Raw genomic sequence first — 13,633 nt, 5'->3', positions numbered from 1 at the left:
TCAGGCCCGTTCCGCCGTGAAGCGGACCCGGGTGCCCGGCGCCAGCAGGGCCGGGGGCTCGCGGTCGGTGTCCCAGAGGGTGAGCGCCGTCCGGCCGATCAGCTGCCAGCCGCCGGGGGAGGGGTGCGGGTAGACGCCGGTGTACGGGCCGGCCAGGGCGACCGAGCCGGCCGGGACGGAGCTGCGCGGGGTGGCTCGGCGCGGCACCTCGTAGCGCGCCGGGAGGCCGGTGAGGTAGCCGAAGCCGGGGGCGAAGCCGCAGAACGCGACGACGTACTCGGATCCGGTGTGGATCCGGACGGCGGCCTCCTCGGACACCCCCCACAGTGCGGCGACCTCGGCCAGGTCGGCGCCGTCGTACACGGTCGGGACCTCCAGCAGTGGCCCGCGCGCCGCCCCGGCCGTCGCCGGACGGGCGGTGCGCAGCAGCGCCGCCACCGCACCGACGTCCGCGACGCCGTCCAGCAGCAGGGTGCGCGCGGCCGGTACCAGCTCTTCCACCGCGCCGAGCGCCCCGGCCTCCCGGCGCTCGCTCAGCCAGCCGTACAGCGCCGCCACCTCGGCCGTCCCGGGCAGCTCGACCAGGAGTGCCCGCTCGCCGACCCGGCGCACCGTCCCCGCCGTCGCGTCGAGGCCGGGTACGCGAGGGGCTGTCACGTGAACGCCTCCACCCGGACCCCGGCGGAGGCCAGGGCGCCGCGGACCCGCCAGGCGAGCTGGGCGGCGCCGGGGGTGTCGCCGTGGACGCACAGTGAGCGGGCCTCGACGGCGATCCGCTCGCCACCGGCGGCCTCCACCGTGCCGTCCCGGGCGATGGCGACGGCGCGGGTGATCACCGACTCGGGGTCGTGCACCACCGCGTCCGGCTCGCGGCGCGGGACGAGGGTGCCGGTGCGGGTGTACGCGCGGTCGGCGAAGGCCTCGGCGACCACCGGGAGCCCGACGCCCTCGGCCACCTCGAGCAGCAGCGAGCCCGGCAGGCCGAGCACGGGCAGCGGGCCGTCGCAGACCGCGCCCGCCCGCAGCACGCCGGCCACCACGGCCTCGGCCTGCTCGGAGTCGCCGACCACCCGGTTGTAGAGGGCGCCGTGCGGTTTGACGTAGGAGACCTTGGAACCGGCCGCGCGGGCGAACACCTGGAGGGCGCCGATCTGGTACGCGATCTCGTCGGCGAGCTCCTCCGGGGGCACGTCCATCGCGCGGCGGCCGAAGCCGGCCAGGTCGCGGTAGGAGACCTGGGCGCCGATCCGGACGCCGCGCTCGGCCGCCAGGGCGCAGACCCGGCGCATCGTCGACGGGTCCCCGGCGTGGAACCCGCAGGCGACGTTGGCGCTGGTCACCACGGACAGCAGGGCCTCGTCGTCGGTCAGGGTCCAGCGTCCGAACCCCTCGCCGAGGTCCGCATTGAGATCGATCACCGCATCGGCCACGCCCGTCCGCCTCCCAGCAGCTGTTGAGCCAGATGGTAGGGCCTGCGGATGAAGGCCGTTGCCCGTGACCCGGAGCCCCGCGGGTGCCGCGGCGTGTGCCCGGGGTCGCACGCCCCGGGGCGGCGCCTCACGGGGTCGCGCCGGGGCGCGAGCGGGCGCGGACCGCCCGGACTCAGCCGGTGGTCACCGGTGCGCGGAAGGCGCGCTCCAGTGGACGCAGCGCCCGCAGCACGATCAGCAGCGGAACGACGCCGAGGACCCCGAACGACATGTCGACGAATCGCCAGGCCAGTGGAATCCCGCGCAGCGGCCCGCAGATCAGTGCCAGCGGGATGACGGCCCCGCAGGCGAGCACGGCCCAGCGGATCACCCAGATGTTGCGGACCGGATCCTTGAGCGGCCCCCAGAAGGCGGCGGCGATCACCAGGTGGGCGAAGGCCAGCCAGTCGGTGCCGTAGGCCAGGAAGGGGTAGCGCCCGTTGGTCTCGGCGAGGCCGGTGTGGACCCGTTCGAGCCAGGCCGCCGCTGCGGGGAGGCGGTCGCTCAGCGGGGCGGCCGGCCCGGAGGCGAAGTCGACCAGCCAGCGGGTCTCGGTCTCCAGGGGGAACGCGGTCAGACCGCTGAGCACCAGGCAGACCAGGAAGAGCCAGAGCCACCGTCGGACCTTGCGAAGGATGACCGCGGGGTCGCCGTCCATTTCGCCCACCTCCATGCCGAGCATGCCGAAGTGCAGGCGGAGCCTCGTCCGACCTGCGCGGAACCGACTCTAGACCTATTTTTTGAACGTGTTCAACTCGCATGGTGGGTGGGGTGGGGCAGGGGCGGCCGGGGCCGCCCCGGAACGCAGCGGTGCCCGGGCTCCGTGGAGCCCGGGCACCGGTGGCGGGCGGAACGCCGCCCGCGGCCGTTACGCCGTGTAGGTGTACGTCACGGGAGCGCTGGTCCCGCCCGCCGTGGTGACGGTGACGGCCACCGCCCCGGGCTGGGCGCCCGCCGGGGCCGTGGCCGTGCAGAAGGACGGGCCGCAGGAGACGTGCGTGGCCGGCACTCCGCCGAAGGCCACCGTCCCGTACGCCAGGTTGCTGCCGATCACGTTCACCCTGGCCCCGCCGGCGGTCGGACCGGACGCGGGGGACAGGCTGCTGACCGCCGGGGCGGCCGGGGCCGGCGGCGGGGCGCCGGTGTAGTCGAAGGCGGCCGGGGCCGCGGCGGTGCCGCCGGGCGTCACCACGGTGACCGGGGCGCTGCCCGAGCCGCCCGGGGTGGTCACCGTGCAGGAGGTGTCGGTGCAGCTGCCGGGCGCCGGGACGCCGCCGACCAGCACCATGCCGTTGGCCAGGTCGGTGCCGCCGACGGTCACCGCGGTGCCGCCCGCGCCGGGGCCGGTGGTGGTGCCGAGGCCGGTGACGGCCGGGGCGGCCTGGACGGTCGCCGGCAGGAGGCTCCGGGTGCCGAGGTCGTAGCGGGAGATGTGGCCGGTCGGGTCGGTGTCGTTGGGGTTGGCGGCCGTCACCGTGATCACGCCGGCGATCGGCACGCCGGGCGTGGTGCGCAGGCTGAGCTTCATGAACTCGTACTTCCCGACCACCCGGGTGCCGTTCAGCACGGCCTCCAGGTGGCGGCCGTCGGGGGAGAGGGTCGAGCTGAAGGTGTAGTCGTACGGCGTGGAGTAGAACATCGCGCCGTCGGTGGTGATGCCGGGCGGCAGGTCGACGGTGAAGTGCGTCGGGCCTGTCAGGTCCGCGGTGCCGGACGAGGTCCAGCCCGCCGACATGTTCCCGGTGGTGAAGAACCCGCCGGGGTAGTTCCCGCTCTGCGACACGGTCACGTGCTGGGCGGAGGTCGACGTCGTCGCGGCCGGGGCGGCCGGGGCGGCCGCGGCGGCGGTGGCACCGGTGACGAGGGCGGCGCCGGTGGCGAGGGTGGTCACGGACAGCGCGGCGGCGAGGCCCGCTTTGGCCAGTCGGGTGATCATAGGTCGATCATCACCGAACAAGCGCGCCCTCCTCACGCTTTTCTCGAATGCCGGTTCGGGAATGGCGGGATCTCGTCGAAATCACGTTCTGAATCCGTCACCCGTACCGTCGTCCACCTGCCGCTCCGCCCGCCCGCAAGGTCCGTTTCGGTCGATGTCGGTGCGAACCTCTAATCTTGTCCTCCGTGACCGTCATCGCAGACCCGCTCACCGAGCCCGGCCTCCGCCCGCCCGCCGGCCCGGCCGCCGCGCGCCCCGCGCCCGGCCCCGCCGCCGACGAGGGCCTGGCCCGCCGGCTCAAGGCGCTGGCCTGCACCGCCCCGCTGCACGACCTGGACAACCGCAAGGTCAACCTGGCCGGCGAGTACGGCGGCTACGCGATGGCCGAGGTCGGCCTCGCCGCGATCGACCTGGTCACCCTGAACATGGACTTCGACACCGGGGCCGACCGCGACATAGTGCTCGCCCGCCTGCTGCCCCGGGTCGCCGTCCAGGCCACCGGCCGCCCCGCCGCCGAGCACGAGCGGGTCGCCCGCTGGGTGCTGGAGTCGCTGATCAACGTCGGCAGCGTGGACCGCGGCTTCCGCGCCGTCTACGGCACCTTCGGCGCGGACGGCGAGTACGTCCGCCGGGACTACGACTTCAAGCTGATCGAGGAGGTCCCCGGCCCGGACGGCGGCGTCTACCTGCGCACCACCGACGAGGCGGTCAACGTCCTGGTCGGCGCGCTCGACACCGACGTCACCTCGGCCCAGATCGCCGCCGAGGTCAAGCTGGAGGTGCTGATCCGCCGCGGCCGCCTGGCCGACGCCCAGCTCGCCGCCGAGCAGGCCCGCTACCGCACCGTCCAGTACGCCGAGACGCTGCGCCGCGCCCTGGACGCCACCCGCCGCAACGTCCGCGCCGTCGACTGGATGCGCGCCGTCCCCGACCTCATCGCGGAGGCGCTGGACCACATCGCGGACCGCTACCGGCACGAGAACGCGATTCTCACCAACATCCGCAAGGCCCGCGACGAGGCCGAGGACCCGGAGCACAAGCGCCGCGCCGCCGAGCTGGTCGACATCGTCAAGGACTGCATCCGCCGCCACACCCAGCTCCAGACCCGCCTGCTGGAGGCCGGCCCGCTGTTCCGCGCCGAGCAGGACCGGCAGGCCTTCGCCACCCCCGGCGCCCGCAGCGGCATCGACCTCTACGGGCAGCTGCTCGCCCCCGTGCTGCGGCTGCCGGTGGAGCAGGCCGTCCGCCCCACCGGCGCCTTCTTCGCCCGTGGCGCCGGTCTGCGCACCCCGGTCTCGGTCCGGGTCTCCGATCTGGTCGACCTGCTGCTCACCCCGCCGGTCGAACGCGAGCACCTCGGCGCCGAGCTGCCCGACCCCGACCTGGTCGCCACCCCGGACGACAGCCGGTTCTCCGAGGCCCAGCTGGAGTCCGCGATGGTCCTGCTCGACCTGCCCCCGGACGCCCCCCGCAGGCTCTCCGGCCTGCTCGCCGACGCCCGCAAGCAGGACCCGGACCTGCCGTACCTGCTGGCCCTGCTCGCCGTACACGCCGCCAGCCCGCCGGTCGGCACCGCCTACCGCCAGGGCGAGGAGCGGCTGCTGTTCGCCGTGGACGACGGCACCCCGCTGCACGACCCGGAGTTCGGCGGCGCCGACCTGATCGTCGGCAGCGCCCTGCTCGACGCGGTCGGCATGGCCGCCGACCGCAAGGACGCCGGCTGACCGGCCGGGAGGCACACCTTGCCGGGACCAACCTTGACGAACCGTAACCACCGCGCCACCCCCGAGGAGCACCGCCCGTGACGACCCACCACGACACGTCCTGGGCGACCGAGAGCGAACCCGCGGCCCCCGCGCCGATCACCCCGGCCGACGTCGCGGACGCCGCCCGGCTGGTCTCCTTCGGCCTCCAGGCCAAGCTGCTGCCCGCCCGGGACGCCGAGTACGCCGAGCTGGTGCGCCGCCACCGCGAGGACCCGCCGTTCGCCCGGCTCGCCGACGCCGTCGCCACCGGCATGGGCCTGGTCGTCCTGGAGGTCTCCCCGCGGGCCGGCATGGCCGTGGCCGCCGCCGAGGACTCGCTGTTCGCCGTCCGGATGGGCGACTACTCGCGCCGCGCCGCCTCCGAGTCCACCGACCGCTTCCTGCACGGCCTGGCCCACCTGGCCGTCGCCGCGATGGCCTTCCCCCGCCCCGAGGACCTCGCCGACGACGGCTACCTCGGCCGGATCACCGTCAACGGCGTCGACTCCTTCGTGCGCCAGGCCTGCCGCCGCCTGGAGGAGCAGGCCGACGCCGAGGGCGCCAACACCGACCCGGCCTCCGACGCCCCCGGCCTGGAGGCGGCCTGGCGGGTCTGGGCCCGGCGCACCGCCACCGGCGCCACCAAGGACGCCCGCCGGCTCTCCGGCTCCACCATCGGCATCGTCGCCAAGGCCGTGCTGTTCCTGGTCGACTCCGGCTTCCTCCAGAAGGTCTCCGACGACTCCGGCGGCACCTACCGCACCACCGCCCGCTACCAGCTCCAGGTGCGCGACCTGGCGGGCAGCGCGGCCATGGCCGAACTGCTCGACCTCGGCATCGTCCCGGTCTCCGACGGCACCGCCAGCCTGCTGCCGCCGGACACCGGCGACGAACTGGTCGCCGACGCTGGCCTGCCGTTCCACTCGCTCTGAACCCCGGCCCCGGCCCACCCGCCCCGAACCGGCCCGCCGCCCACCCCTCACGCCACGCAAGCCACGGAGAACCGCCGCACATGTACGAGCTCAACCGGGTCCGCCTCTACTCGATCGGACCGGCCGGCGCCCGCTACGCCGACACGGTGCTCGACCTGCGCGGCGTCGGCGAGCCGGTCGCCGACCCGGCCCCGCAGCAGATCGGCCTGTTCGGCGAGGACACCGACGGCCCGGTCCGCCGCCCCGCCCCCGCCGGCGTGCTCTTCCTGGAGAACGGCGGCGGCAAGTCGGTCCTGCTCAAGCTGATCTTCTCGGTCATGCTCCCCGGCCACCGCAACACCCTCGGCGGCGCCAGCTCCGGCGTGCTGCGCAAGTTCCTGCTCGCCGACGACTGCGGCCACGTCGCCCTGGAGTGGCAGCACACCGTCACGGGCGAGCTGATCGTGGTCGGCAAGGTCAGCGAGTGGCGCGGCCGCCAGGTCTCCTCCGACCCGCGCAAGTTCGCCGAGACCTGGTACTCCTTCCGCCCCGGCGCCGGCCTGACCCTCGACTCGCTGCCGGTCGCCGAACGGGTCAGCCTGGCCGGCGACCAGAAGGCCCGCGGCCGCCGCCGCACCATGAAGGGCTTCCGCGACGCCCTCACCGAGGCGGGCAAGGCCCACCCCCACCTCGACCTGGTCTTCGAGGACGGCCACGACCGCTGGACCGAGCACCTCGGCGAACTCGGCCTCGACCCCGAACTCTTCCGCTACCAGCGCGAGATGAACGCCGACGAGGGCGAGGCGGCCGGCCTCTTCGCGGTCAAGCACGACAGCGACTTCACCGACCTCCTGCTGCGCGCCGTCACCGACACCCGGGACACCGACGGCCTCGCCGACCTCGTGCACGGCTTCGCCGCCAAGCTCGGCCGCCGCGCCGAACTCACCGCCGAACGCGACTTCACCGCCGGCTCGCTGGACCTGCTGGAGCGCATCGCCGAGACCACCACCGCCCGCGAGACCGTCCGCGAGGCCCACCGCACCGCCGAACGCCGCACCCGCCGCCTCGCCCACGCCCTCGCCTCCCGCGCCACCGCCGAACGCGACCGCGCCCAGGACCTCGCCATCGAGGTCGCCGCCGCCGCGAGCGCCGTCACCGCCGCCGAGGCCGACCGCACCCGGCACAGCCTGATCACCGACGAACTCACCCACCGGCACGCCACGTTGGGCCTCACCGCGGCCACCGCCGAGGCCGCCGCGCTGCGCCGCGAACTCATCGACGCCCGCACCCTGCACTCCGCCTGGCAGGCCGCCGAGGCGGTGCTGCGCCAGCGCGCCGCCGCCGACCGGGTCACCCGGGTCGCCGCCGCCATCCGCGAGGCCGAGCTGGACGCCGCCCCCGCGCTCGCCGCCCGCGCCCGCGCCGCGACCGCCCTGGCCCGCGCCCTGGAGGCCGCCGCCGCGGCCGCCGAGTCCCGCGCCGACACCGAGGAGGAGCGCGCGGGCGAACTCCAGGAGGACGGCGGCAAGGCGCAGTCCGACGCCACCGAGGCCGCCACCGCCGCCCAGAAGGCCCGCAGCGAGGCCGAGCACCTGCGCCAGCGCCTCGCCGAGGTCGAGCAGGAGACCGAGGCCGCCGTCTCGGCCGGCTTCATCGACGCCGACGGCGACGTGGACCCGGCCCGCGCCGCGCTGCACGCCGCCGACGTCGAGAAGGCCGCCGCCGCCGCGCTCGCCCAGGCGCGTACCGCCGCCGAGTCCGCCGCCGCCCGGCTGCGCGAGTCCGCCGCCGCGACCTCGCGCGCCGAACTCGCCGCCGAGCGGGCGGGCGACGCCCGCAAGGACGCCGCCCGCTCCCTCGCCGCGGAGCAGCGCACCGCCGCCCTGCTCGCCACCGAGGAGCGCCTCGCCGACCTGCTCTCCCTCACGCCCTACCAGGAGGGCGCCGAGGAGGACGCCGGCTTCCTCACCCCCGCCGTGCTCGACCGCAACGCCGAGTACCTGCGCGAACTCCTCGACGAGTCCATCGCCACCGCCGAACGCACCCTGTTCGACCTCCGCACGGCCGCGGCCGACGACTCCCGCATCCTCGCCGCCCTCGGCGACGGCGGTCTGCTGCCGCCCGGCCCGGACGTGCTCGCCACCGTCGAGTACCTCGCCGAGCACGGCATCCCGGCCCTTCCCGGCTGGCGCTACCTCGCCCAGTCCGTGGACCCGGCCGACCACGACGCGATCCTCGCCGCCCGCCCCGAACTGGTCGACGGCGTGGTCGTCACCGACCCGTCCTCGCTGGAACGCGCCCGCGAGGCCCTGCAGGCCGCCGCCCTGCTGCCGCGCTCCACCGTCGCCGTCGGCGCCGCCGCCTCGCTGATCGCCCCGATCACCGACGAGCCCGCCTTCTTCCTCGTCCCGCCGAACCCGGCCATGCACGACGAGTCCGCCGCCGACGGCGAGCGCCGCGAACTGCGCGCCCGGGCGAGCGCCCGCGAGGAGCACATCCGCGAACTGGCCGGCCGCCTCGGCGCCGACCGCGCCCTCGCCGCCCGCCTCGCCTCCTGGCACGCCAGCTGCCCGCCCGGCACCCTCGCCGAATTCGCCGCCGCCGCCGAGGCCGCCCGCGAGCACGCCGAGCAGGCCGCCGCCGCCCTGGCCACCCTGCGCGCCGACCACGACGAGGCCGAGACCGACCACGCCGCGGCCGCCTCCGTCCACGAGGAGCACCGCGAGGCCGCCCAGCGCGCCCGCCGCCGTGCCGACGCCCTCTCCGGCCTCGCCTTCCGGCTGCGCGAGCGCGGCAACTGGGCCCGCCGCCAGCGCGAACTCGCCGAGGACGCCGCCGAGTGCGACCGCCGCCAGGTGCTGTGCGCCGAGCGCGCCCGCACCTGCGACGAGGACCGCCGCGCCGCCCAGCGCGCCGCCGACGACGCCCGCCGCACGGCCCGCGCGCTGCGCGCCGAGCGCGCCGAGATCCCCGCCGCCGAGCAGTCCGACGAGCCCGTCGAGACCGCCCCCGCCGCGCTGCCCGCACTGCGCGAGGCCTACCGCGCCGCCTCCCAGCTGTACGAGAAGGTCGGCGTCGGCGCCGACCTGCGCGCCGAACAGGCCCGGGCCGAGGGCGACGAGGCCGCCGCCGCGACCGAACTCGACCGCCTCACCAACAAGGTGCGCACCCGCGCCGAGGAGCTCCTCGGCAGCCCCGACGGCGCCGACGGCCCGGCCCGCCAGGCCGCCGCCGCCCGCGCCGAGGAGCTGGTCGCCACCATCGAGGCCCGCTCCGCCGCCGCCAGCGAGCAGCTCGGCCGGCTGCGCGGCGAGGCCGAGCGCTCCGCCCCCGCCGACGGCGAGGCGCACACCGAGCTGCCCGAGGACCTCGTCCCCACCGATCCGGAGCACGCCCAGGTCCTGCTGCGCACCGCCACCAGCCGACTCGCCGAGCGCCGCGAGGCCCTGGACGCCGCCCGCACCGCCCACGCCGACCTCCAGCGCACCTTCGACAGCGCCCAGGCCTCGGCCGCCGACTTCGACGAGTTGGCCGGCCAGCTGCGCGACGGCCTGCGCGACCACCAGGAGGACCCGGAGGACCCGGTCGAGCCGTACCTGGGCTCGCTGGCCGACGCCCGCACCGGCGCCACCGAGGCCCGCCGCTCGCTGCGCACCGCCGCCGGCGAGCTGTCCTCCTCCGAACTCGCCGTCCGCGACGCCGCCGACGCCCTGGTCCGGCACGCCAACGCGGCCCGCTACGAGGCCGTCCGCACCCCCGCCCGCCAGCAGATCCGGGAACTGCCCGCCTCCGCGCTGCCCGAGCACGCCGCCGCCTGGGCCGCGGCCTTCGCGCCCCGGTTGCGGGTGCTCACCGACGAGCTGGCCCAGCTGGAGAAGAACCGCGGCTCGATCGTGGACCGGCTGCGCGGCCTGGTCGAGTCCTCGCTCACCACGCTGCGCGCCGCCCAGCGGCTGTCCCGGCTGCCCGAGGGCCTGGGGGAGTGGTCCGGCCAGGAGTTCCTCCGGATCCGCTTCGAGGACCCGGACCACGCCACCCTGGTCGAGCGCCTGGGCGAGGTCATCGACGAGGCCACCCGCGCCGCCGTGAAGAAGAACAGCGACCTGCGCCGCGACGGCATGTCCCTGCTGCTGCGCGGGGTCGCCGCCGCGATCGGCCCCAAGGGCGTCAGCGTCGAGATCCTCAAGCCCGACGCGGTGCTGCGGGCCGAGCGGGTCGGTGTCGGCCAGATGTCCGACGTCTTCTCCGGCGGCCAGCTGCTCACCGCGGCCATCGCGCTGTACTGCACGATGGCGGCGCTGCGCGCCAACGACCGCGGCCAGTCCCAGCTGCGGCACGCCGGCACGCTGTTCCTGGACAACCCGATCGGCCGCGCCAACGCGACCTACCTGCTGGAGCTCCAGCGGGCCGTGGCCGACGCGCTCGGCGTCCAGCTGATCTACACCACCGGCCTGTTCGACACCACGGCGCTCGCCGAGTTCCCGCTGGTGATCCGCCTGCGCAACGACGCCGACCTGCGCGCGGGCCTCAAGTACATCTCGGTCGAGGAGCACCTGCGCCCGGGCCTGCCGGCCGCGCCGGACCCGGACGGCCCGGCCATCCACGGCGAGATCACCGCCACCCGGATGTTCAAGCGCCCCGCGGAGGTTCCGGCGCAGGCGTGAGCGGGCCCGTTCGGCCGGGAGAGGTTCCGGTTCGACCGTGAACTGACTAGCGTGATCTCCATGCTGACGATCGCGCACCTCAGTGACATCCACCTCGGCCAGGTCCACCGCCGGGACGGCGGCAAGCGCGCCCGGCGGCGGGCCGAGCAGGTGATGGCGTACCTCGACGCCCTGCCCGGCCCGCTGGACGCGGTGCTGGTCACCGGCGACCTCGCCGACCACGGCCTGCCCGAGGAGTACCGGGAGATCGCCGAGGTGCTGGCCTCCCGGCACCCGGTGCTCATCTGCCCCGGCAACCACGACTCCAGGGCGCCGTACCGGGAGGTGCTGCTCGGCGAGGCACCGGGGGAGGGGCCGATCAATCGCCTGCACCAACTGCCGGGCGCCGACGTGCTGATGCTCGACTCCTCGATACCCGGGCAGGACGACGGCCTGCTGGACGAGCGGACGCTGGACTGGCTGGACGCCGAACTGGCGTCCGGCCGCGGCGAGTTGCCCGCGCTGGTGGCCTTCCATCACCCGCCGGTGGAGCTGTACCTGCCGTACGTCGACCCGATCCGCCAGTTCGGCGAGGCGCGGCTGGCGACGGTGCTGAGCCGGCACCCCCGGGTGGCCGCCCTGTTCTGCGGCCACGCGCACACCTCCGCGGCCACCACGTTCGCCGGTCTGCCGCTGCTGATCGCGCCCGGCGTGGCCTCCACCGTCACGCTGCCGTTCGAGGGCGGGCGCGGCATCTCCTTCGACCACCCGCCGATGGTGGCCTTCCACATCCTGGACGGGGACCGCCGGCTCACCACCCACTACCGGGCGCTGCCGGTGCGGGACTGACCGATCGGCCCGGCGCTACGGGTGGTTGGGCTGCACCCGGGCCTGGCGCGGCGGCTGTTGCGGCGCCTGGCGCGGTGGTTGGTACGGCTGCTGCCCGGGCCCGTACGGCTGCGGTGGCTGCTGCTGCGGCTGGGGCTGGGGCGATTCGTACGGCTGCCGGTAGACCGAGGACGGGCCGGGCCGGGGGAACGGCCGCGCGGCCGGCGGCTCGGAGGGCCCCCGGTCGCCCGCCGTCGGGTGCGTGGTGCCCGGCGTCCGCATCCGCTGGGCCGCGACCTGGCGGGAGATCAGGATCTCCAGCAGGCACCACATGGTGCCGAACACCCCGAGCCCCATGGCCAGCAGCGCCGGTGTCAGCAGCCAACTGCCCGCGTACGAGGCCAGGGTGGCCACCACGACGCCCACCAGGGTGAAGGACAGGCAGAGCACCGCCCGGACTGCGGCGGCGCGCACCTCGTCGGGCAGGCGGCGGCGACGGCGGCGTGGCACGGACATCGAGCGACCCCCAGGCGCGTGGCGCGTGTTCTGTGAAGCATACGGAACGGGTGCACACGAAACGCGCCCCTCGCCTCACTCTGCCCCGCCGAACCAGGACTATGCGTCCGAAACCGCCGAACTGCCTTCAAATCGTGTCAACCGGGCCGTCCCGGCAGGCCCGGTGCCGTCCGGCGGCCCGGTTCAGTCCAGCTGGACGTTGAGCTCCTCCAGTGCGCCGGTCACGATCGTCCGCATCGCCCGCTCGGCGTGGACGGCGTCCTCGGCGCAGATCGCCTCCGCGACCTCGCGGTGCAGGCGGATCGCGTACGGCTCCGGCTGATGGGGCATCAGATGGTACTCGGTCCGGCCGGTGAGCACCGCCGCGACGCTGTCCCCGAGGTGGGCGAACATCTCGTTGCCGGAGGCACGCAGCACCAGGGAGTGGAAGGCGATGTCGTGCCTGAGGAAGGCGTTCAGGTCGGCGGCCCGTGCGGTGACCGTCAGGTCCACGGCCAGTGAGCTGAGTTCGCGCCGGTCGTCGTCGCTCGCGTGGGTGGCGGCGAGCGCGGCCGCGGCCGGTTCGACGGCCACGCGCAGCGAGCCGAGCGAGCGCAGCTGGGCCGGGCGGTCCGCGCCGGCCAGGCGCCAGCGGATCACCATCGGGTCGAAGACGTCCCAGAGCGACTTCGGCTGCACGGTGATCCCGACCCGTCGCCGGGACGCCACCATCCGCATCCCCTCCAGGACGCGCACCGCCTCCCGGACGACCGTCCGGGACACCCCGAACCGGCCCTCCAGTTCCTCTCCGCGCAGTACCGCCCCCTCGGGGATCTCCCCCGACGCGATCGCCGGCCCGAGCTCGGCAAGCAGCCGCCCGGGCAGCCCCTGGATCTCCATCCGCCCAGCCTAGACGCCCGCTCCGTGGGCCTTCACCTCGCCCTGCGACCCAGACCACATCGCAAAAGTATGACGATTTGGTTTCCGTCACTTGAATACGTCATATCTTTGAGGCGATAGTGGCGGCCAGGCAACGAAGGAGCACCACCCCATGGCTCTCAGCGTCGAGAACCACGACCTCCCGCAGGCCCCCCTCACCGTCGTGGTGATGGGCGTCTCGGGCGTCGGCAAGACCACCCTGGCCCGCCTGCTGGCGGACCGTCTCGCCCTCCCCTTCGCCGAGGCGGACGAGTTCCACCCCGCGGCCAACATCGCCAAGATGTCCGCCGGCATCCCGCTGGACGACCAGGACCGCGCCCCCTGGCTGCGCGCCGTCGGCGCCTGGCTCAAGGAGCGGACCGAGGCCGGTACCGGCGGTGTGGTCACCTGCTCGGCGCTGAAGCACCGCTATCGCGACACCCTGCGCGCGGCCTGCCCGGGCGCCTTCTTCCTGCACCTCAGCGGTGGCCACGAGCTGGTCGAGGACCGGCTCAGCCACCGCACCGGCCACTTCATGCCGTCCTCGCTGCTCGACTCGCAGTACGCCGCCCTGGAACCGCTGGCGGCGGACGAGCGCGGCGGCGTCCTGGACGTCGGCCCGTCCCCCGAAGAACTCGTCGAGATGGCCGTGGCGCTGCTGCGGCCCGTCAATGGAGACCTCGCGTGA

The 13,633-nt window shown here is 75.4% G+C and carries 11 protein-coding genes; 5 read left to right on the top strand and 6 right to left on the bottom strand.

Annotated features, from left to right (window positions below; genetic code table 11):
* From pxpB to ACZ6EM_RS31295, 4 genes are all read right to left on the bottom strand, one after another.
* The gene (pxpB, locus tag ACZ6EM_RS31310) at positions 1–657 is read right to left on the bottom strand and encodes a 5-oxoprolinase subunit PxpB (protein ID WP_465773803.1); all 657 of its coding nucleotides are present in this window, start codon (positions 655–657) and stop codon (positions 1–3) included.
* A complete protein-coding gene (locus ACZ6EM_RS31305; RefSeq protein WP_401055377.1) occupies positions 654–1,430 on the bottom strand; it encodes a LamB/YcsF family protein in 777 nt (258 codons plus the stop codon). The genes pxpB and ACZ6EM_RS31305 overlap by 4 nt, the downstream gene beginning before the upstream one ends.
* A gap of 172 nt (positions 1,431–1,602) precedes the next feature.
* Positions 1,603–2,127 carry a hypothetical protein gene (locus ACZ6EM_RS31300; RefSeq protein WP_401055379.1) on the bottom strand — a complete coding sequence of 175 codons (525 nt, stop codon included), beginning with the start codon at positions 2,125–2,127 and terminating at the stop codon, positions 1,603–1,605.
* 210 nt (positions 2,128–2,337) lie between these two features.
* A complete protein-coding gene (locus tag ACZ6EM_RS31295; protein ID WP_465773802.1) occupies positions 2,338–3,405 on the bottom strand; it encodes an IPT/TIG domain-containing protein in 1,068 nt (355 codons plus the stop codon).
* 194 nt (positions 3,406–3,599) lie between these two features.
* On the opposite strand from ACZ6EM_RS31295, the gene ACZ6EM_RS31290 reads away from it, so the two are divergent.
* The 4 genes from ACZ6EM_RS31290 to ACZ6EM_RS31275 all read left to right on the top strand — a co-directional run bounded on the left by ACZ6EM_RS31290 (position 3,600) and on the right by ACZ6EM_RS31275 (position 11,553).
* Positions 3,600–5,129 (top strand): hypothetical protein, encoded by a 1,530-nt coding sequence (locus ACZ6EM_RS31290; protein WP_401044015.1) that lies wholly within the window; start codon positions 3,600–3,602, stop codon positions 5,127–5,129.
* A gap of 77 nt (positions 5,130–5,206) precedes the next feature.
* Complete coding sequence (locus ACZ6EM_RS31285; RefSeq protein ID WP_359911107.1) at positions 5,207–6,082, top strand: hypothetical protein; 876 nt, start codon at positions 5,207–5,209, stop codon at positions 6,080–6,082.
* An 80-nt stretch (positions 6,083–6,162) separates the two neighbouring features.
* Complete coding sequence (locus ACZ6EM_RS31280) at positions 6,163–10,725, top strand: hypothetical protein (protein WP_465773801.1); 4,563 nt, start codon at positions 6,163–6,165, stop codon at positions 10,723–10,725.
* A gap of 60 nt (positions 10,726–10,785) precedes the next feature.
* Positions 10,786–11,553 carry a metallophosphoesterase gene (locus ACZ6EM_RS31275; protein ID WP_465773800.1) on the top strand — a complete coding sequence of 256 codons (768 nt, stop codon included), beginning with the start codon at positions 10,786–10,788 and terminating at the stop codon, positions 11,551–11,553.
* Between the two features lie 15 nt (positions 11,554–11,568).
* Here the strand turns inward: ACZ6EM_RS31275 and ACZ6EM_RS31270 are convergent, their stop codons facing one another.
* Together ACZ6EM_RS31270 and ACZ6EM_RS31265 are read right to left on the bottom strand one after the other, a co-directional pair.
* Positions 11,569–12,048, bottom strand: coding sequence for a hypothetical protein (locus ACZ6EM_RS31270; RefSeq protein ID WP_465773799.1), 480 nt, complete (start codon positions 12,046–12,048; stop codon positions 11,569–11,571).
* A gap of 183 nt (positions 12,049–12,231) precedes the next feature.
* Positions 12,232–12,927 (bottom strand): FadR/GntR family transcriptional regulator, encoded by a 696-nt coding sequence (locus ACZ6EM_RS31265; RefSeq protein WP_359911119.1) that lies wholly within the window; start codon positions 12,925–12,927, stop codon positions 12,232–12,234.
* A 151-nt stretch (positions 12,928–13,078) separates the two neighbouring features.
* Between ACZ6EM_RS31265 and ACZ6EM_RS31260 the strand changes: the two genes are divergently transcribed.
* On the top strand, positions 13,079–13,633 hold the full coding sequence (locus tag ACZ6EM_RS31260) for a gluconokinase (RefSeq protein WP_359911122.1): 555 nt from the start codon (positions 13,079–13,081) through the stop codon (positions 13,631–13,633).

The sequence above is a fragment of the Kitasatospora sp. NPDC041917 genome, from assembly GCF_055589745.1.
This window is presented reverse-complemented; position numbering and strand designations above follow the sequence as displayed.

Coding starts and splice junctions, on each gene's coding strand:
- ACZ6EM_RS31300 (WP_401055379.1), bottom strand. CDS start 2,127: ATGGACGGCGACCCCGCGGTCATCCTTCGCAAGGTCCGACGGTGGCTC.
- ACZ6EM_RS31295 (WP_465773802.1), bottom strand. CDS start 3,405: ATGATCACCCGACTGGCCAAAGCGGGCCTCGCCGCCGCGCTGTCCGTG.
- ACZ6EM_RS31280 (WP_465773801.1), top strand. CDS start 6,163: ATGTACGAGCTCAACCGGGTCCGCCTCTACTCGATCGGACCGGCCGGC.
- ACZ6EM_RS31275 (WP_465773800.1), top strand. CDS start 10,786: ATGCTGACGATCGCGCACCTCAGTGACATCCACCTCGGCCAGGTCCAC.
- ACZ6EM_RS31270 (WP_465773799.1), bottom strand. CDS start 12,048: ATGTCCGTGCCACGCCGCCGTCGCCGCCGCCTGCCCGACGAGGTGCGC.
- ACZ6EM_RS31265 (WP_359911119.1), bottom strand. CDS start 12,927: ATGGAGATCCAGGGGCTGCCCGGGCGGCTGCTTGCCGAGCTCGGGCCG.
- ACZ6EM_RS31260 (WP_359911122.1), top strand. CDS start 13,079: ATGGCTCTCAGCGTCGAGAACCACGACCTCCCGCAGGCCCCCCTCACC.